Below are 20,035 nucleotides of genomic sequence, written 5' to 3' on the forward strand. Positions count from 1 at the left end.
AGAGCTTTTTTATAATCCATTATAGAAATACCTTGGTTTCTTACCAATATACAGAAGTTTGCAAGGGTTTTCAAACCCCCATATTTTTAATTAAGTCCATTATTTGTATTGTCTCATAGATAGCATCTATGAGTTTTTGTAGTTCATCTTCTTTTGTAATATATGGAGGCATGATATAAACTGTTTTCATAAATGGTCTTATCCAAACACCTCTTTTTACAAACTCTTTTGTGACAAAATCCATATCTACATTTTTATGTAGTTCTACAACACCAATTGCACCGATAACTCTTACTTCTTTTACTTTTTCTAGTTTTTCACAAATAGTTAAATTCTCTTTTAAATATTTCTCAATACCTAAAACTTTGTCTTGCCAATTATTATTTAAAAGTAGGTCTATACTTGTAGAAGCGACTTTACATGCAAGTGGATTTGCCATAAAAGTTGGTCCGTGCATTAAAATATTTCCATCTTTTTCTATACCCTGTGCAACTTTTTCATTTGTAATTGTTGCTGCCATTGTCATATAACCACCAGTTAAAGCCTTTCCTATACACATAATGTCTGGAACTACTCCTGCATGCTCATAGGCAAACATTTTTCCTGTTCGTCCAAAACCAGTTGCTATCTCGTCAAAAATAAGCAGTACATTATATTTTAAAGATAACTCTTTGAGTCCTACTAAGTACTCTTTATTGTATATTCTCATACCACCAGCACCTTGAACAATTGGTTCAATTATTATAGCTGCGATACTCTCATGTTTTTCTTCTAAAAGTTGAGTGATTTCATTTAAATCATCTTTATCAAACGCTTCATCAAACTTACTTTTAGGCTCACTTACAAAATAGTTCTGCGGTAAAAAACTACTAAATATAGAGTGCATTCCAGTAGTTGGGTCACAAACAGACATTGCGCCAAAGGTATCTCCGTGATAGCCTCTCTTTACTGTTAAAAATTTATTCTTTGAAATACTGTTTTCTCTAGAGAAGTATTGAAGTGCCATTTTCATAGCAATTTCCACTGCCACAGAGCCTGAATCACTATAAAAAATGTATTTAAATTCATCATCTATAATACTTAATATTTTTTCAGTCAAGGCAATAACTGGTTCATGAGTAAGTCCACCAAACATCACATGACTCATTTTAGCTATTTGCTCAGTTATGGCAGAGTTTATAGTTTCATTGTTATATCCGTGTATAACAGACCACCAGGAAGACATACCATCTATGATAGAGGTACCATCTTCTAAGTTTAAGTAAATGCCATTTGCACTATCTACTTTTATATTAGTTCTTGGATTTAAAACACTGCTATAAGGATGCCAAATATGCTCTTTATCAATATTATTCAAAAGTTCTCTTTGTATTAAAATATAGCTCAAATTATACTCTTATTTTAAACAAGATTCTTTCTTAAATTATAACTTTACGAAACAAAAATTTCTAATTGATTAAAATTTAAACAGGATAAGAGATTCAATTAAATATTTTTGAGCTATACTAATAGCAATTTAATTTCAGGAGAGAATGAATGGGAAAATTTGTTAATAATACAGAAGAGTTTTTTACTTTTTGTGAAGAAAACGATGTTCAATTTGTAGACTTTAGATTTACAGACATTAAGGGTGCATGGCACCATATTAGCTACAGAATGAGTGCTGTTAGTGCTAATCAACTTGAAAATGGTCTTCCTTTTGATGGTTCATCTGTAGATGCATGGCAACCGATTAACAAGTCAGACATGTTGTTAAAAGTTGATATCGGAACTGCTTTTTTAGATCCTTTTACTGCTGATCCAACTGTAATCGTAATTTGTGATGTTTATGATATTTACAAAGATCAAGCATACGAAAGATGTCCTCGTTCAATCGCTAAAAAAACTCTTAAGCATGCTGAAGAAATCGGTATTGCTGATACAGCATACTTTGGTCCTGAAAACGAGTTCTTTGTATTTGACTCTGTAACTTTTGTTGATAATATCAATGAAGCTGGTTATAAAGTTGATACTGAAGAAGGTGAGTGGAATTCAAACAATCCTTACCCAGATATGTACAACACAGGTCACAGACCAGGAACAAAGGGTGGTTACTTTCCAGTAGCACCAACTGATTCAGCTGTAGATATGCGTGCTGAAATGATGCAAGTACTAGAGCAAGTTGGTCTTGAAGTTATTCTTGGTCATCACGAAGTTGCACAAGGTCAACATGAAATCGGTATTGTTTTCTCTGACCTAATCGGTGCTGCTGATAATGTTCAAAAATATAAGTATGTTGTTAAGATGATTGCACACCTTAATGGTAAAACTGCTACATTTATGCCAAAACCAATGTATGGTGATAATGGTAATGGTATGCACGTTCACCAGTCACTATGGAAAGATGGTAAGAACCTTTTCTATGCACCAGGTAACTATGCAAACCTAAGTGAAATGGCTATTAACTATACTGGTGGTATCTTCAAACATGCTGCTGCTGTTTCTGCGTTTACTAACCCAACAACTAACTCATATAAGAGATTATTACCAGGTTTTGAAGCTCCTTCAATTCTGACTTATTCTTCTCAAAACCGTTCAGCTGCTTGTCGTATTCCATATGGTGCTGGCGAAATGGCTACACGTGTTGAGATGCGTTTTCCAGATTCAACTTCTTGTCCTTACCTTGCATTTGCTGTAATGATGATGGCTGGTCTTGACGGTATCAAAAAAGCTACTGTTCCTGTTGGTCCAATGGATGAAGATTTATATGAGCTTTCTCTTGATGAAATTCGTGAAAAAGGTATTCCTCAAATGCCACACACACTTCGTGAAGCACTTGAAGGTCTTATCTCTGATAATGATTTCCTTAAACCAGTATTTACTGAAGAATTTATCAATGCTTACCAACATTATAGATTTGCAAGAGATGTATGGCCAGATGAAGGTCGTCCAACTGCTTTCGAATTTAAAACTACTTACCAGTGCTAATCGTACTATAAGTTGATATTTCCGCTTTTTTGCGGGAATACATTCTTTTAGCTATAATAAACATAAATTATTAATACTGGTGAAAAATGTCAAATAAAATCACTCAAATCCTACTCAAAGAGATAGTCAACCTATCTAAAAAATCAGACCAAAAATTAGCAGAAAAAATCCAAACCGTTTTAGATTTCTACGTAAATGAACAAAAAGAAAATCAAAAAATTATAAAACAAAATGAATATTTTTTAAAACAATGGGATAAAAAAAATATAATTGCCCATGAAAAAGATGCTCAAAAAGATGAGATGTTAGAACAACAGTCTAGACTTGCATCTATGGGTCAAATGATAGATGCCATTGCTCATCAATGGAAGCAACCACTTAACTCTATTAGTATGATGAGTGACATGCTAAAAGAAGATTTTGACAACAATATAGTAGATTCTACATACATAAAAGATCTTGATGAAACAATGCATATGCAGGTAGATCATATGGTTAGTACTCTTCATGAATTTCGTACATTTTTTCGTCCATCAGTTAAAAATGAAGAGTTTACAGTCCTAAATGCAATGCAAAGTGTTCAGATTCTTATGAAAGATGAACTTATATTGCAAAACATACTTTTAGATATTGAGATAGATGAACTTATCAAGATATTTGGAAATAAAAATGAGTTTAAACACCTCTTAATTAACCTTATAAATAATTCTATAGATGCATTTAATGATAAAGATATAAGCCATAGAAAAATCGATATTAGATGCTACGAAGAAAGCAATAACATATATATTGAAGTTGAAGATAATGCAGGTGGCATAAATAATGAAGTCATTCAAGATATTTTCAAAGCTAATGTCACAACTAAACCTGAGGGAAAAGGCACTGGTATCGGCTTATATATGAGTGAACAATTAGTTAAAAAAAACAATGGAACTATAAATGTATTTAACACCGACAAGGGCGCTTTCTTTATAATAATTTTACAACAAACTACTACTTAATAACATCTTCTAATTCTCTAATACAAAATTTGATATAATCCCGATTAAGATAGTTATGTAAGAGTGTACTATCAAATTTAAAGTTCAAGGATTCATAATGAATCAAGTAAAAATGGGCAAATATCGCCCTTACCCACAAATTGATTTGCCTAATAGACAATGGCCAACAAAAACTATAACAAAAGCTCCTAAATGGTGTAGTGTAGATTTACGTGATGGTAATCAAGCACTAATCAACCCTATGGATATGAATAAAAAACTTGAACTTTTCGCACTCTTATTAAAACTTGGTTTCAAAGAAATTGAAGTTGGATTTCCATCTGCGTCTAAAGTAGAGTTTGACTTTTTACGCCGATTAGTTGATGATAAGCTTATCCCTGATGACGTAACAGTTCAGGTTTTAGTTCAAGCTAGAGAACACTTGATTAAAAGAAGTTTTGAAGCACTTGAGGGTGTTAAAAAAGCAACTGTACATATTTACAACTCTACTTCTACTGCCCAAAGAAAGATAGTATTTGGAAAAAGTAAAGAAGAGATAGTTGCTTTAGCTTTACAAGGCGTTGACTTAGTTAAAAAGTATGAAAAAGATTTTGATGGAGAAGTGTTCTTAGAGTATTCACCTGAGAGTTTTACTGGAACTGAGTTAGAGTTTGCTGCAGAAATTTCAAATGCAGTAACTGCTAGATGGGGAATCTCATCTACAAGAAAGGTTATTATCAACCTTCCTGCGACTGTAGAGATGGCAACACCAAATATTTATGCAGACCAAATAGAGTGGATGTCTAATCACTTAGACAATCGTGAAAATGTAATCATTTCAACTCACACTCATAACGATAGAGGAACTTCTGTTGCGGCTACTGAGTTAGCACTTTTAGCAGGAGCTGATAGAGTTGAGGGAACACTTTTAAGTAATGGAGAGAGAACTGGTAATGTAGATATGATTACTCTTGCTCTTAACATGTTAACTCAAGGTGTAAACCCAGAGTTAGACTTCTCAGATATAAATGAAGTTTTAGAAGTTGTTGAGAAATGTACTGAGATGGATACACATGCTCGTCACCCTTATGTTGGTGAGTTGGTTTATACAGCATTCTCCGGTTCACACCAAGATGCAATCAATAAAGGTCTTGCATATCAAAAGAACTCTCAAGATAGTTTTTGGGAAGTTCCTTATTTACCGATTGACCCAGAAGATGTTGGAAGATCTTATGAGAGTATTATTCGTATCAACTCTCAGTCTGGAAAAGGTGGAGTAGCTTTCATATTAGAGAAAAACTTTGGTTTTGCTCTACCAAAAGCTATGCATCCAGAGATTGGAAAAATTGTCCAAGGTATTACTGATGTTAAAGGAAGAGAACTTAGTTCTGATGAGATTTTAGATATATTTGAAGATACTTATTTTAAAGCTAAACAACATATATCATTTGTTGACTTTACTGTTGAGTCAATCAACAAAGTTTCTACTTGTAAGCTTACTTATAGCTACAATGGAAAAGAGATAATCGCTTCAGGAGAGGGTAACGGTCCAATCGATGCTTGTAAAAATGCACTGATGAAAGACTATAAAAATGATTTTACTATTAAATCTTATTCTGAGCATTCATGTGGTGATCAAAGTTCAGCAAAAGCTATTGCTTATATTGAAATACAGACTAAAGATACATTGTCTTGCTACGGTGTAGGAAAAGATAACGATATTGCAACTGCATCTATAAAAGCAATGTTCTGTGCTTTAAACAGAGCTTTTAACTAAACACTCACTAAGCTCTCTAGGCATCGCCTTAGAGAGCAAGTCTTCAAACTCATATACTTCAATAAGTAACTATTTTAGTTTTTCATGGAACTTTTTCAGAACTTCGAGCTGTTTTTTAAGCTCTTTTTTTTCATTGGAGTTTTCTGATATTTTGACTTTCTTTTTAAGAGAAGTTATCTTTTTTAAAAGAGAATTTTTTAGTTTTTCTCTTTTATTTTGCTTCTTTTCTTGCTCACCCTTATCTAGTATGAAAAACTTTTCTGCTTTTTTAAACAATTTTTCTATGTTCATGCAATCTCCCTTAAGTCTTGAATATCACTATCTTTTATCCATAAAATAGATGCTGTGTTGATAAGATTTTTAGAAATATCATATGCAAATGAGTTATCATTTATAAGTGAAGTTGCCATTTTTCTCTTTATCTTATCTGTTCTGATTAGAGAATCAATCTTTCCATTTTGTATAAGATCTAACTTATCTATCTCTTTTTTTAAAAGCTCAATGTTAGATAGTATATCTAAGTCATCATCCATATTTCGAATCTTGTTTATGGTATCTATTGCCTCAGCTATCTCTTTTCGTATCAAGTTATACTCAGCTTTCATAATCTCATTGCTTGAGGTTAGATATATCTTGATATTTTTTTGTATCTCTCTAACATACTTGATAGACTCAACAATATCTCTACAAGAGATTTTCAACTCATATACTTTCATCTTTTGCTCTTCATTCATATTTTCTTGAGCTTTTGTTGCATAGTACAAGATTTGTCCATATATCTCTTTAATGTTGTTGTCATAAAAAACGTTAATATCTGTATTTATTTTTTCATCCGAATGTTTGATGACATGAGACATGTCTTCACATCCTAGATATTGGTGTCGATGAAGAGAAAGGGCAGGAGAGATCACTTCTATTGAATTATCATATAGATGCTCAACTTCTTTTCGTACAACTTCTAGAGCCGCTTCTGGGACATTTATAACTATATCATCAAGGTATCTTGCCTTGTCAACATCTTTTACCTCTATAAAAAGAGATTCTAAAAATTTTACGAGGTAGGAGGTAAATGGAGCGACTACAAGTATGCCTAAAACATTAAAGATAGTATGAAAAAGAGCTAACTGCATTGCATAGTCGGTTTCATTTATGCCAATCATGCTAGATAAGTATGCAACTAAAGATGCCAGCTGATATAAAAATACTATTGCAACAAATCCGGTTACTATGTTAAATATCAGATGCGCTATTGCTAGTCTTTTTCCATTTGCGTTTGAGCTAAGTGAGCCAAGTATTGCAGTAACTGTTGTACCAATAGCTAGTTCTAAAGCATTAAAGTACTCAATCTGTCCTGTTGCAAGAGCCGTGATAATCAGTGCCATTGTTGCACTACTAGACTGAATGACAACTGTAGCAACTGAGCCTATAAGAACATAAACTAATACTCCAAGGTATCCGTCCATAGCGTAAGATGCTAAGTCTATTCCACCCTTTAGTGCGTCAAATCCTTCTTTCATATAACCTATGCCAAGAAAGACAAAACCAAGACCGACTAAAATAGTTCCAATACCTTGATATGATTTAGCATCTTTAAACCTAAAGACTACTCCAAAGATAATCATAGGAAGAGCAAACTGAGCTATTTTTATCTTTACCCCAAATGCTGAGACTATCCAAGCTGTCGCTGTTGTTCCTATGTTTGAGCCAAAGATAACACCAATAGCTCCACTAAGAGAGATAAGCTCGGCACTTAAAAATGAGATAACAATTATTGTAAGGAGTGAAGAACTTTGAACGATTGCAGTAGCTACAAATCCAGCACCAATTGCTTTAGGTACTGAAGAGGTAGTTTTTTTTAAAACTTTTTCTATGACTCCACCGCTAAAAAGCTTGAAGCCGTCTTCCATAAAAACCATACCTATTAAAAATATGGTAATTCCAGCGATAATGAGTTTTGCATCATCACTAGAAAACAGAAGATACGCAAGTGCCAATACAAAAATGGGAAATAAATACTTTTTAAAATTCATTATAGACCTATCTTCTTCGGTTTGAGTTACCTCTTGAAGTACTACCACCTTGGGCAGGCTTATTTCGAGGTCTATTTCTAGAGTTTCCTCCACCCTTACCTCTTCCGCCGCCACCTTGGTTGATTGCTTCTGCTTTTATTGATGGATCAGGTTTAAAACCTTTTAACCATACTTTTGGAATATCTTTTTTTATAAGCTTTTCGATGTTAGCTAAGTACTCATCTTCATCTATACAAACAAGAGAAACAGCTTCACCTTCGTTACCAGCACGACCTGTTCTACCGATACGGTGAACATAGTCTTCACTTACATTTGGAAGTTCATAGTTTACAACATGAGGAAGTTGGTCTATATCTATACCACGAGCTGCGATGTCAGTAGCAACAAGAACTCTTACCTCACCTTTTTTAAAGTCAGCTAGAGCTTTTGTTCTTGCATTTTGGCTTTTGTTTCCATGAATTGCAGCAGCTGTGATTCCATCTGATTCTAACTGTCCAGCTAAACGATTTGCTCCATGCTTAGTTCTACTAAACACAAGAACTTGTTTCCAGTCACCATCTTTGATAAGGTGAGTAAGAAGTTCACGTTTACGAACTTTATCTACAGGGTAAACAGCTTGTTTAACTGTCTCAGATGCAGTGTTTCTACGAGCAACTTCAATCAATGTCGGAGAGTTTAAAAGTCTATCTGATAGTTTTTTTATCTCATCTGAATAAGTAGCAGAGAAAAGTAAAGTTTGCTTCTGTTTAGGAAGAACTTCTAAAACTTTTTTGATGTCATTTATGAAACCCATATCTAACATTCTGTCTGCTTCATCTAAAATAAGGAAGTCTACTTTTGAAAGATCTATAGTTTTTTGATTCATATGGTCTAAAAGTCGTCCAGGAGTTGCGATAACTATATCCATTCCCTTACGAAGTTGTACTATTTGAGGGTTTATTTTTACACCACCAAAGATTACACATGATTTAAATGGAAGATGCTTCCCGTAAACTGCAACACTCTCTGCAACTTGCGCCGCTAACTCTCTTGTAGGAGTCAGAATAAGTGCTCTAACATGATGTGCTTTTTGCTTTGTATGTTTAGAACGGCTTAAAAGTTCTAGCATAGGAAGAGTAAAACCTGCTGTTTTACCAGTTCCTGTTTGTGCACCCGCAAGGATGTCTTTTCTATCCAGAATAACAGGGATAGCCTGTTTTTGAATCGGGGTAGGCTCACTATAGCCTTGTTCTTTAATTGCTTTTAATAGTGGAGCTGATAACCCTAAGTTGTTAAATGACATGTATTTCCTAGTCTTAATATCTTTCTATAATAGCATAATTTTGGGCTTGTTTTTTGGGAATTTAAATTTAGAACAGCTTTTTACTTAAGCGACATTATGTTCTTTTCATGGATTATTTGAGAAATTAACAAACCCTTTCAAATAACTGCTATTTCAGTATTAAATATACATGATTTTTTTAAGTTTTAAAAATCATATTTGGTAAAATAGTAGTTTTTATCACTTTTTTTTTATATATAACAAATTAATAAGCACTTTCAATAGTGTGTTATTTTGGTATTTAAGGTTATTATACATATAATGTTCGTTGAATAAATAGTTATATCAACATGAATGGAAAAAATGGCAGGTCATCCAATAAATTTATCACATAGACAATTTTCTACAAAAACAGAAGCTACAAGTTTTTTTAAAGAAATGCTTGAAAGCTACAACGATGGGGATACGGTATCATTAATAGATGACAATATACTTTTCGATTTAATTCAACGTCATCCGGAAGTTGAAGAAAAGATTGGAGTAGGAATAACTAGTTTTTATAGAGATACATCACCAAATCATCCGACAAGTTGTTTTCATGTAAAACGAAACGATGATAGTAGTACAGATTTTTCAATAAAGACATGTATAAATAATGCTAGTCCAACACTATTGCAAGATTTTTACTCGGCATGTCGAACTGCTATTTCATTAAAGTTAATCGAAGAGAAAAAACAAATATTTAGTCATAGGGAAGTGCCTTGTTCTATTACTGGAGAATTAGTCACAATTGACGATTCTGAATATAGACATACTCAACCACGATTTAGAGATATAGTTAATAACTTTATAATTTCAGAAAACTTAATAATAACCAACGATATGATTGTAGATAATGCAGATATGCAATATATAACGTCATTTGAGAATCAAGAATTAGCAAATAAATTTAATACTTTTCATTCAGAGTGTGCAAATTTAGAAATAGTGAAAAAATTTGTAAGAAGATAAAAAATACACTTTAAATATGAAAATTTATTTATGATAAAATAATAATAATTAGTGATTAAGGACAATCAATGGCAAAAGACCTGACAAATTCAAATTTAGAACGACAAAATATATTAAATAATCCGTATGCAATTCAAGAAATACAAAAAGCAACAAATATTACAGGTGTTAATTTTGAAGATAATTTACGATTAACGAAAGAACAAGTAGCTATGTTCTTTGATGTCGATATACGAACTATTGAACGTTACCTTGAATCACATACAAGTGAATTAGGACAGAATGGTTATATAGTTATTAAAGGTCAAAAACTAAAAGATTTTCGTGCTGCAATTGAAGATCAATCTGTGACCGACATTGATGTCGGTCACAAAGTTCGAAACCTCGGTATATTCGACTTCAGGTCGCTATTAAATATTGCAATGCTATTAACAGAAAGTGAAACAGCACGAGTGTTAAGACAGACTATTTTAGATATTGTTATTGATACAATTAATCAGCGTACTGGAGGAGGAACTAAGTATATAAATCAACGTGATGAAGAATTTATACAAGCTTCTTTTGCTGAAGAAAACTATCGTAAAGAATTTACAGATGCATTACGTGACTATGTTAGTATGGGACCATTTAAATACCCTTTATATACCGATAAAATATATGTATCAATATTTCGTGAGAATTCAAAGGCTTACAGAAAAGTTCTTAAACTACATGAAAAAGACAAAGTTAGAGATACCTTTTATTCAGAAATTTTAGACCTAATTGCATCTTTTGAATTTGGATTTGCAAAATCATTAGAGAAAACAAGTAAAATATATGCCAGACCTTTAACTTCCTTAGAAGTTGAAAAGCTATATAAAGAATTTGAAGCACAAGACCATTGGAGACCACTAGTAGAACGTGCCCGTAATAAAATGGCAAGTCGTGATTTAGCATTTAGAGATGCATTACATAAGCAATTATCAGAATATATCACTCCTGTTCAAGGCTCAGAATTTGAACGTTTTCTTGGAGATAAAAGTAAAGAACTTGAGGAACGTCTTGAAGATGCGAAAGATGTTTTTAAACGTCTTAAAGAAAGAGAATAATAATGTCATTAATCTATTTAACTCTTGAACAGGCTATCGAAACTCATGAAAAAACTGTTGATATAAGTGGAGGTGGTGCTAAAGGTCACTTAGATGTTGAGAAACTAGGTAGTTGTCTTGAACATATTCAAAATGATGACTATTACCCTACATTTGAAAAAAAGCTTACTCATATATTTTTTTGTGCGAACAAGTTTCATTGTTTTGAAGATGGAAATAAGCGTATCGCAATTTCTATAGGAGCACAATTTCTTTTGTTAAATGGATATGTTTTTGCTGTTCAACGTTTTCTAAGAGAAATGGAAAATATAAGCTATCATGTAGCTGCAGGTCTCATTGATAAAGATTTTTTAGAAGAAATCATATCAGCTGTTATAACTGATGATATTGATGATGAATCATTAAAATTGAAAATATTTACAGTAATTTCACAAGAATTATCTTAAAATAAGTAGTAGAAAATATAACAAAACTTTGGAACTAATAAATTTTTTATAAAAATTTGCAGTTAAAGTCACCCGTTATCTTCAACGTTATGCTAAAGCAAACTCTTCAATCGACATAAAACTTTTGAAGTTATAGAATGGCAAAACACAGTTCCTTACCGCAAGAAATAGTTATTCCTCAAACTTGAGTAAATCACCTATCTCGCATTTAAGTGCTTGACAGACCTTAGCTATTATCTTTGCGTCATAACGTTGGATTCTATCCTTGTGATACTCGTTAAGAGATTGTCTGCTAACACCTGTAATAATAGAAAGCTTATTAATACTCATCTCTTTTTCTAACATCACCTGAGCCAATACATTTTTAAATCGCATCTTTATCCTATTTACTGTTAATGAATATATATTGACATTCTATTTGAATGATGATATTATTACAATTGTCAATATATATTGACGACAATAACTATTGACAGTTAACTATATTATTTGTTTATAATAGAAAGGGATATTTCATGAAAAATTCTAAAATTAAAGAAAAAATAGAAGAATTAAAGCAGATGCTATTAGCCTTAAATGCTTTAGGTACACTTGACTCAAAGACCTATCGTTTAATTGAAAATCATATCAATGGACTATTTTGTAAACAGAAGCTTGAAAATTAGAATAACACTTCAATAGAATTATTTATGCAACTTTAAGATATAATTCGACCAATAATTTAAATTGCTTACTTAGGACTTCTTATGTCATCGACACAATCAACTATCAAACCAAACAACCACCGCGTTCATCCATGTCCTAATGATAAGAAATTATCTCTAGTTAACAAACTTATATCTGATAACAGAGAGAGTAAAATCATCGTAGTAACATCTATAGATGCTAAAAGTGTTGAAGATTTTTTACAAAATGAAAACTCTCAAGCACTAGAAAATGTACAAGTTGTAGATGACAGAACTCTTATCAAAGATGAGACACTTGTTTGTGACTTATTAATCAGTCTTGATGTACCTGGTAAAGCTGTTTTATATATGGCTAGACTTGCTCATACTACAAGTAGAGCTCTTCTTCTTTTAAACGAAACTGAGCAAAAACTTCTTTATCCTATTGAGACTCTTTTAGGTCGTGTAATCAAGCAAGACATAATAGAAGGTTTTGAGTATGTAGTTATTGAAAAACCACAAACAGACTCAAAATATACTCCTAAAAAGATGACTCAAAGTCAAATAAAAGAAGAAGCTAAAAAACGTTACGATAAAGAAACTGGTGAGCCAAAGCCAAAAAGAGAATACTCTGACGACAAAAAAGACTTCAAGAAAGATTTTAAAAGAGATGATAAAAAAGACTTTAAAAGAGATGACAAGAAAGATTTCAAAAAAGACTTTAACAAATCAGGCAAAGACGACAAATGGGCTAAAAAAGACAAAGCACCAAATAAGTACTTAGGTAAAGATGAAAATGGCAAAGCAATCTTCTCAGGAAAAAGTGGAGATAGAAACCATCGTCATGATGGATCACAAAGAGAAGAAGGTTATCCTCCAAAAAAAGTTGGAAGAAAAATTAACATCAAGTCTCTTAAAAAATCTGAAGATAAAAAAGACTAAAAAGACGCTCCAAACACAAGCTCAGGATATGTGCTTGAACAACTATCTTGCCACTCAGCGCAAGATGATTGGTGCTCGCTTACCACTCCAAAACTAACATAAGAGTTTGGAGATAAGATCATTGCTATCCCTAACCTTCCACCATATGACTCATAATCTTCATAACCATCACTAACATATGTTTGTCTCGCAAATCCTCCAAAGTAAGGACGAAACTCTTGATCCAAAGGTACATAGTAAGTCGCTGTTGTAGTCACTTGTTTTAGTGTTGGAGTAGCTCCAAGCCAGCTCATAACACCAAGAGAAACTGACAAGTTATCTTGAACAAAGTACTCGGCACTAAAACCCAATATTGTATAATTTTGCTCTCCATCTTCAACAGTAGTTAAATTACCATTTCCGATACTTAGACCAAGACTTACGTTTGAGCTTTTAAATAGTTCTGCATTTGCTACACTGCTAAGTACTAACAGTGCTAATATAATTTTTTTTATCAAAATAATAACTCCTCTTCTGGTTTTGCGTCATTTTCAGTTCTAGGTGGTTTTGAGATATCACTAAAATACTCTTTTCTTTTTCCTACATCAACTTCAACTATTCCCTCAGGAGCTATAAACTCCCTTTGTATCTGTGGATATAACTTTAAAACATTTTGGTAATACTGAGCAAAAGCAGGACCGGCTATCTTACCACCAGTTTCCCATCTATGCATTGGAGTATTATCATCATTTCCAAACCAGACTATTGTCTCTATAGTTGGTGAATAACCTGCGAACCAACCATCTATATTTTTGTTTGTAGTTCCTGTTTTTCCTGCTAGTTCTATACCTTTAGCTCTAGCTCTTCTACCCGTACCACGACTAACAACGTCTCTTAATATAGTAGTCATTATAAAAGCTTGTGTAGGTTCTGTTATAAACTGAGTCTTCTCACTTTTTTCATAAATAGTATTTCCATTTTTATCTATATATCTAATTAGATGCGGCTCTATTTGAAGTCCATGATTTGCAAAAGATGTGTAGTACTTTGCAAGCTCTAGTGGTGAAACGGAAATAGTTCCTAGAGAAATAGATAAATCACGAGGAAGATTTTTTATACCAAACTTGTCTAACTCTCTTAGTAACTGCTGTAAGCCAATATCATTTACAAGATTTATAGTTGCAAGATTTCTAGAGTGTATAAGTGCTTCTCTTAAAGAGATAAGACCTTTATAGTTCTTTTCATAGTTTTTAGGTTGCCACTTCATCTCTTCGCCATCTTTTTCATACTTGTAAGTTCTAGAGACATCTATAAGTTTAGTAGCTCCAGAATAACCTAAGTCAACTGCAACTTGGTAGATAAAAGGTTTAAAAGCAGAACCAGGAAGTCTCTTTCCTTGTGTTGCACGGTTGTATGAAGAAATTTTATAGTCAGTACTTCCAACTAGTGCCAATATATCTCCTGTGGCTGAATCAAGTGATACAAGAGCTCCATTTAATACAGTTGTGTTTACATCTGGAGATATTTCGTAGTCTGGTTTTCTTAGAAGAATCTTCGCTTCTCTTACTTTATAAGCTTCGATTCTTGCTAGTGACTTGTCATAAGCACTTTTTAGAGATTCTCTAGCAACTTTTTGAAGTCTGATATCAATAGTAGTATATATCTCATAACCACCTGTTTTCATATCGTCTATACCTAGTTTTCTTGCACGTCTAGCAACTTCATCAACGATAAATGGTGCTTTGTTTTGAGTAAGAGTGTCGTTAAAAACTTCAGGATTTTCTTCTAAAGCAGTTTTATAAGCCAAATCATCTATCCAACCAAGTACATGCATTCTGTCTATAACGCGATTTGCTCTGCCCATTGAGATTTCATAGTTTTTTGTCGGGGCGTAAGTACTTGGTGCTTTTGGAAGTCCAACCAAAATAGCCATCTCTTTAAGAGTCAAATCTGCAAGCTTTTTATGAAAATATCCATCTGCAGCTGTCTTTATACCGTAATAACCATGACCGTAATAAATCTCATTTAAGTAGCATTCTAGAATCTGCTCTTTTGTAAGAGCACGTTCAATCTTTAGAGCAAAGATAGCTTCTTTTATCTTTCTTGATAATTTTTTTTCTCTTGTTAAAAGTACATTTTTCACTAACTGTTGAGTAATTGTACTAGCACCTTCAACAGCCTTACCAGCTCTTATAACTTTTATAGCTGCACGAAAGATAGCATCTATATTGATACCTGGATGCTCAAAAAAAGTTGTATCTTCTATGGCTACAAGGGCTTCAATAACCCTTGGAGGAATCTCATCAAAAGATGCATAGTATCTATGTTTTTTATCAAATATATTTGCTATTTTATCGCCGTTTTTATCGTAGATTCTAGTTGTTACATCTGGCTGATAATTTGTTAATGCAGAAACATCATAGTTTTGCACAGTTAAAAAATACCCCAGTACTAAAAAGGGAGATAAAAATCCCAGTAGTAATATGCTTAAAAATATATTTTTAAGTTTGCTCATTGTCTAAATTCCCTGTTCGCAAAATTTGCTTCAATTAATGTTTGTGTATATTTTTCTTGTGGAGCATTTAAAATACTTTGCATATTCCCGCTCTCAACTATTTTTCCGTCTTTTATAACGCATATCTCATCACAAATAAGCTTTGCTGAGTTCATATCGTGAGTTACAAATAGCATCTTAAAACCATGTTTCTTTTGTAAATCTCTTAACAAATCCAAAATCAAAACTCTCGTCTCAGGATCTAGGGCTGTTGTTGGTTCATCCAAGAGAATGAGTTTTGGATCTTGTTCCAAAGCCATAGCTATAACAACTCTTTGTAGTTGTCCACCTGATAGTTCAGGAGCAAATCTATCTGCTAGTTCTATGTCTAAGTCTACCTGATCAAAAAGTTCTTTAATTCTTTTATCATCTACAAAAAATTGTTTTCTAATTTTTGTAAGTGGAGATAGCGCGGTAAATGGATTTTGAGGAACAAAAGAGAGGTCTTTTCCAGCTTTTAGTTCAAACTTTGACTCTACTTCTAATTCAACAGCCATACTATTAGGCAACATTCCCAAAAGTGCTTTTAGTGTTAAGCTTTTTCCACTTCCACTCTGCCCAACAAGAGCTAATGAAGAAGTTATCTCAAAGTCTATATCTACTAAAGTTATGTCTTTTAGTGAAATTTTCAGCTGCTTAATTTTCATAATATATTTTATCTAATTTCTGCCTAATAATTGGTAATTAACACTTCTTGCGTAGTATTTGTATTTTTATCTTTAGCATGATAACTACAGTTGTGATAAGTATGTTCTAGATTATGAATATTATACTTTTTGCTCCACTCTATTAAAAGATCATTTTTACGACCTTTATTTTCAAAAACATTAGAGAGTGCGAACTTTATATTTTTGGCATTTAACTCATCCATATACTTTAGTAACTCTATCTCTTTAGTTTCATTCCAACCGCCATTTTCGTTGTAAGTCGCTTGCGTAGCCAAGTATGGAGGGTCAATATAAACAAAAGAGTCTGATGGTATTTTCACATCTTTAAAGTGTTTTGAGTTAAACGAGATATTTAGCGTATTTAATCTATCTATGAATAGCCCTAAATTTTTCTTCATATTCTTATTAAAATCTCTTTTATTTACAGGAGTGTTAAACTTACCGCTGGCATTAAAACGTATCTGATTGTTAAATGCAAAAATGAGAGTCGTGTAAAACATAAGTTCACTAGGATTCTCATTATAGTCAGCTCTTAGTTTTTCATAGAATTTTTTATTATACTTTCCAACTCCAGAACTTGAGTTTGTATTGTACTTTTCATATCCATATTTTGTAGTGTTTGATAGTTCATATTTCTCTATTATTACTTCTATTTTTTCAATAATTTTATCAGATGAACTCTTTTTAAAAAATTTGTATAGGTTGATAATATCAGCACTTATATCATTAGCAATAATTTTCTTTGCATCTATGTTTACTGCAACATTACATCCACCAGCAAAAAGATCTACAAAGGTGTTTATATTTTTTGGAAATAACGGTTCTATCTGTTTTAAAAGTTTATATTTTCCACCAGTATAGTTTAGTGGAGATTTTAAATAATCACTCATAAAAACTCCCTTTAAAATCATGAAGAACCTTAGGTATAGCTCTTAACCACTCATCTGATGTATGAACTTCATCTTTTAGATTTATGATACTCTGCATAAATACTTGAAACTGGGTATGAAAGAAAGGTCTTTTTTCTTCTTTTAGAACCTTTATAAACTCCAATATCTCTATGATTTGAGATATAGTTAAAGGAACTATCTTTTGTTTTAAACCCTCATACTCGTACTTCACAGAAAACCAAAATGTGTTTATAGTATCTCTATGCATCTTAGGTGCTACAAATATACAATAGTTATCTTCTTGTGCAGAGTTGTTTTCAAAATCTCTAAAGTGCCTCATAACAGGTTGCCCTTCATTATGCCATTGGTCTCTTCCATTTAACATAGTAACTTCGCAGATGCTATTGAAACTCTCATAGAAACACTCTATATCTGGCTTATTTGCAGGAGCTGTAAATATAAACTCATTATCATCTCCAACCAAAGAGTTTGCTCTTACCTCTTTAGCATCGTTGATAATATTTAGTGCCATTGTTATGTACTTCTCTAAAGCAATACTAGGCTTCAAGTCTAAGCTTCTTATATTTATTAGAGCATCTATAGTTTCATCTATTTTAGAGATATGTTGAAGCTCTTTTTTTATCTTTATATTTTGGAGTTTTTTACGATACCCTCTCAACTCTTCGACACTCTTTGCATCTAGGTTCTCTTGCATCTGTAGTTGAGATTCAAGAGTCTCTATCTCCACTTTTATAGCATCTGATATCTTCTTCTGTTCTTGCTCACTTTGCCACGGCAAAATAGGTAAATTAATATCTGAAATGTACTCTATATACTCTTTCTTACTAAGAGATTCACTACTTCCATCATAAGTTTTTAAGAGTGCATTTATCTCTATCATTCTTCTTGGCTCAAGGTCTATATAAAAACCTCCACCGCGAATATATATAAGCCTTGTAAGTCTAAAATATCTTATAGTATTATCAGAATAATCACTTAGATTATTGTTATCTATATTTGTAAAATCTGCTAAAAACTCTTCTATATAGTTTTGTGTAAACTCTTTTTTTTCTTTGTGAGTTTTAAGTGCTCTTAGTGCTAATCTAAACTCAACTAAGGTCTTAGCTTGGTCTGTTAAATCTTTATAATTTACAAGTGTCTGTCCAAAAATTTCAAACTCTGTTTTTGAGATTCCTACTTCTTTTATATCTTTTACTTTACAAAGTTTATTCACTTCGTTTATAAGATGCAGCGTTAAGATAAATGGTTTTAGATTATAAATCTCTGAATCTTTAAAGTCTCTATCTACAGGGTTTGGATATTGCCATTTTAAAAAGCTTTTAAAAAACATTTCTCCTAAGTCATAATCATCTTTTAATAGATAGATGCCAAGAGATGTTATTTTTATCTTTTTATTTACAAGACAAACGAGCCCTATTTTTTCCAAAGGTTTATAAGATGTTCTTCCTCTTATCGCTATGCCTTCAGGATAATTTCTTTTCTCAAGTATATTCATAGCTTCATCTAGAGTTATTTCATGGTTCATATCTTGTAGAAGGTCAACAAGTTTTGATGGTAAGTTATTGTAAAACTGATTACTTCCAAATCCATAAAATCTATTTTTGACAAGTCTTGCTTGAAACTCTATCTGAGTTTCATGGTTCCACTCTCTATTTTGGATCTCTTTTAGAGTGATTAGAAAGTTACGAAGTCTCTCCGGATTTCTAACTGTTGTAGAGATTGACCAAGCTTTTTTCAATTTTTAACCTCAACAAAAAACACTCTCTCTTTATTATCGCTATGAGAACTTTTTCCAGTTGTAAAAGCCTTGTAATCTTTTTCAAATATCTTCACTTCACCGCGTTTAGACATACTTTTTATAATCTCTTCATCAGTGATTTTTGCATTACTTCTAGAGTTGCCTTTTTCGCCCATGTTGTTGTATGAAAGTAAAATATATTTACATTTTGCATTTATTATCAGGTCATCAAAACTCTCAGCTGCGCTTTTAAGTGAATACTCACTTTTTATTTTACTTCTGTCAAACTTTTTTGCAACTCCAAATACTTCAGGTTTGTTCCAAAGAGATAAGTTTTCAAGAAGATGATAAGCATCACAATACTGTCTAGAGTTGTAAGGTGGGTCAAGATACAAAACATCACACTCTATATCTCTTATCAAGAGGTTTGCATCTGTATTGTGTACTTCATTGTTTGTATTTTTATCTTTAGATAAATCAAGCATTTTCATAACAAAAGCTTGCTCTCTTATATCTTTTTTTATATACGCGTCGTAGTGTCCAACAGTGTTGGCTATTCTATCAACTGAGTACATCAAAGAAGTCGTTAGTATATTTTTCTCTTTTAAATTGATATCATTGTTTACAAATAAGTCTCGTATATTTTCTCTTATATAACCTATCTTCTTTGCTATCTTCATAGAAAAATATCTATCTCCAAAGTTATCTGAGAAGTAGTTACTCTCATCAACTTCTAACTCATTAAACTCATCTATAATTTTTAATAGTTTGGCTTCATTGAAAGGTTCAGGATTTAAAAAAGCATTTAGTGAAACATAGTTATTATAAAGTAGATCGTTAGAGATAATTCTTTTATTTTTTGCATTAAAGTACTCTCCGACAACTCCAGTTCCAGAGAAAATATCGCATAAAGAATCAAACTCTCCAACTTCAGCTTTTATAATTTCATCTATAAAATTTAAGATTCTGTTTTTGTTGCCTAGGTATCTTCTTTGCGATATTTTATACAAGAGTTATC

The 20,035-nt window shown here is 32.3% G+C and carries 19 protein-coding genes; 8 read left to right on the plus strand and 11 right to left on the minus strand.

Features of this window, described 5'->3' with window-relative positions:
- Positions 1–70: 70 nt before the first annotated feature.
- A complete protein-coding gene (bioA, locus tag QZZ48_RS00610; RefSeq protein WP_294960629.1) occupies positions 71–1,357 on the minus strand; it encodes an adenosylmethionine--8-amino-7-oxononanoate transaminase in 1,287 nt (428 codons plus the stop codon).
- A 179-nt stretch (positions 1,358–1,536) separates the two neighbouring features.
- On the opposite strand from bioA, the gene glnA reads away from it, so the two are divergent.
- The 3 genes from glnA (at position 1,537) to leuA (ending at position 5,724) form a co-directional block, all read left to right on the plus strand.
- Positions 1,537–2,967, plus strand: a complete 1,431-nt coding sequence (gene glnA, locus QZZ48_RS00615; RefSeq protein WP_294960632.1) for a type I glutamate--ammonia ligase — start codon at positions 1,537–1,539, stop codon at positions 2,965–2,967.
- Positions 2,968–3,053: 86 nt separating this feature from the next.
- A complete protein-coding gene (locus QZZ48_RS00620) occupies positions 3,054–3,968 on the plus strand; it encodes a HAMP domain-containing sensor histidine kinase (RefSeq protein ID WP_294960634.1) in 915 nt (304 codons plus the stop codon).
- A gap of 97 nt (positions 3,969–4,065) precedes the next feature.
- Positions 4,066–5,724 carry a 2-isopropylmalate synthase gene (gene leuA / locus QZZ48_RS00625; protein ID WP_294960637.1) on the plus strand — a complete coding sequence of 553 codons (1,659 nt, stop codon included), beginning with the start codon at positions 4,066–4,068 and terminating at the stop codon, positions 5,722–5,724.
- Positions 5,725–5,793: 69 nt separating this feature from the next.
- On the opposite strand, the gene QZZ48_RS00630 is transcribed toward leuA, so the two are convergent.
- The 3 genes from QZZ48_RS00630 to QZZ48_RS00640 are packed head-to-tail and all read right to left on the minus strand — an operon-like array spanning position 5,794 to position 9,036.
- A complete protein-coding gene (locus QZZ48_RS00630) occupies positions 5,794–6,015 on the minus strand; it encodes a hypothetical protein (protein WP_294960640.1) in 222 nt (73 codons plus the stop codon).
- Positions 6,012–7,754 carry a Na/Pi symporter gene (locus tag QZZ48_RS00635; RefSeq protein ID WP_294960643.1) on the minus strand — a complete coding sequence of 581 codons (1,743 nt, stop codon included), beginning with the start codon at positions 7,752–7,754 and terminating at the stop codon, positions 6,012–6,014. The genes QZZ48_RS00630 and QZZ48_RS00635 overlap by 4 nt, the downstream gene beginning before the upstream one ends.
- 7 nt (positions 7,755–7,761) lie before the next feature.
- Entirely contained in the window at positions 7,762–9,036 is a 1,275-nt protein-coding gene (locus tag QZZ48_RS00640; RefSeq protein ID WP_294960646.1) for a DEAD/DEAH box helicase, read from the minus strand.
- A gap of 342 nt (positions 9,037–9,378) precedes the next feature.
- On the opposite strand from QZZ48_RS00640, the gene QZZ48_RS00645 reads away from it, so the two are divergent.
- The 3 genes from QZZ48_RS00645 (at position 9,379) to QZZ48_RS00655 (ending at position 11,560) form a co-directional block, all read left to right on the plus strand.
- Positions 9,379–10,026 carry a DCL family protein gene (locus tag QZZ48_RS00645; protein ID WP_294960649.1) on the plus strand — a complete coding sequence of 216 codons (648 nt, stop codon included), beginning with the start codon at positions 9,379–9,381 and terminating at the stop codon, positions 10,024–10,026.
- A 68-nt stretch (positions 10,027–10,094) separates the two neighbouring features.
- Positions 10,095–11,114 carry a DNA-binding protein gene (locus QZZ48_RS00650; protein ID WP_294960652.1) on the plus strand — a complete coding sequence of 340 codons (1,020 nt, stop codon included), beginning with the start codon at positions 10,095–10,097 and terminating at the stop codon, positions 11,112–11,114.
- 2 nt (positions 11,115–11,116) lie between these two features.
- Positions 11,117–11,560 (plus strand): Fic family protein, encoded by a 444-nt coding sequence (locus QZZ48_RS00655; RefSeq protein ID WP_294960655.1) that lies wholly within the window; start codon positions 11,117–11,119, stop codon positions 11,558–11,560.
- A gap of 171 nt (positions 11,561–11,731) precedes the next feature.
- Here the strand turns inward: QZZ48_RS00655 and QZZ48_RS00660 are convergent, their stop codons facing one another.
- The gene (locus QZZ48_RS00660) at positions 11,732–11,935 is read right to left on the minus strand and encodes a helix-turn-helix transcriptional regulator (RefSeq protein ID WP_294960657.1); all 204 of its coding nucleotides are present in this window, start codon (positions 11,933–11,935) and stop codon (positions 11,732–11,734) included.
- Between the two features lie 140 nt (positions 11,936–12,075).
- On the opposite strand from QZZ48_RS00660, the gene QZZ48_RS00665 reads away from it, so the two are divergent.
- Entirely contained in the window at positions 12,076–12,225 is a 150-nt protein-coding gene (locus tag QZZ48_RS00665; RefSeq protein WP_294960658.1) for a hypothetical protein, read from the plus strand.
- An 81-nt stretch (positions 12,226–12,306) separates the two neighbouring features.
- Complete coding sequence (locus QZZ48_RS00670) at positions 12,307–13,167, plus strand: hypothetical protein (protein ID WP_294960661.1); 861 nt, start codon at positions 12,307–12,309, stop codon at positions 13,165–13,167.
- On the opposite strand, the gene QZZ48_RS00675 is transcribed toward QZZ48_RS00670, so the two are convergent.
- From QZZ48_RS00675 to QZZ48_RS00700, 6 genes are read right to left on the minus strand one after another with little or no spacing between them, the layout of a single operon-like run.
- A complete protein-coding gene (locus QZZ48_RS00675) occupies positions 13,164–13,664 on the minus strand; it encodes a hypothetical protein (RefSeq protein ID WP_294960664.1) in 501 nt (166 codons plus the stop codon). The two genes, QZZ48_RS00670 and QZZ48_RS00675, sit on opposite strands and share 4 nt — an antisense overlap.
- Positions 13,661–15,661: a penicillin-binding protein 1A gene (locus QZZ48_RS00680; protein WP_294960665.1), complete on the minus strand. Its 2,001-nt coding sequence runs from the start codon at positions 15,659–15,661 to the stop codon at positions 13,661–13,663. The genes QZZ48_RS00675 and QZZ48_RS00680 overlap by 4 nt, the downstream gene beginning before the upstream one ends.
- Positions 15,658–16,347, minus strand: coding sequence for an ATP-binding cassette domain-containing protein (locus QZZ48_RS00685; RefSeq protein WP_294960667.1), 690 nt, complete (start codon positions 16,345–16,347; stop codon positions 15,658–15,660). Before QZZ48_RS00685 ends, QZZ48_RS00680 begins: the two co-directional genes overlap by 4 nt.
- 23 nt (positions 16,348–16,370) lie before the next feature.
- Entirely contained in the window at positions 16,371–17,258 is an 888-nt protein-coding gene (locus QZZ48_RS00690; protein WP_294960669.1) for a Dam family site-specific DNA-(adenine-N6)-methyltransferase, read from the minus strand.
- Complete coding sequence (locus QZZ48_RS00695) at positions 17,251–19,017, minus strand: AlwI family type II restriction endonuclease (RefSeq protein ID WP_294960672.1); 1,767 nt, start codon at positions 19,015–19,017, stop codon at positions 17,251–17,253. Before QZZ48_RS00695 ends, QZZ48_RS00690 begins: the two co-directional genes overlap by 8 nt.
- Entirely contained in the window at positions 19,014–20,027 is a 1,014-nt protein-coding gene (locus QZZ48_RS00700) for a DNA adenine methylase (RefSeq protein WP_294960675.1), read from the minus strand. The genes QZZ48_RS00695 and QZZ48_RS00700 overlap by 4 nt, the downstream gene beginning before the upstream one ends.
- Positions 20,028–20,035: the final 8 nt, after the last annotated feature.

The sequence above is a fragment of the Sulfurimonas sp. genome (assembly GCF_016744025.1).
GTDB lineage: Bacteria > Campylobacterota > Campylobacteria > Campylobacterales > Sulfurimonadaceae > Sulfurimonas.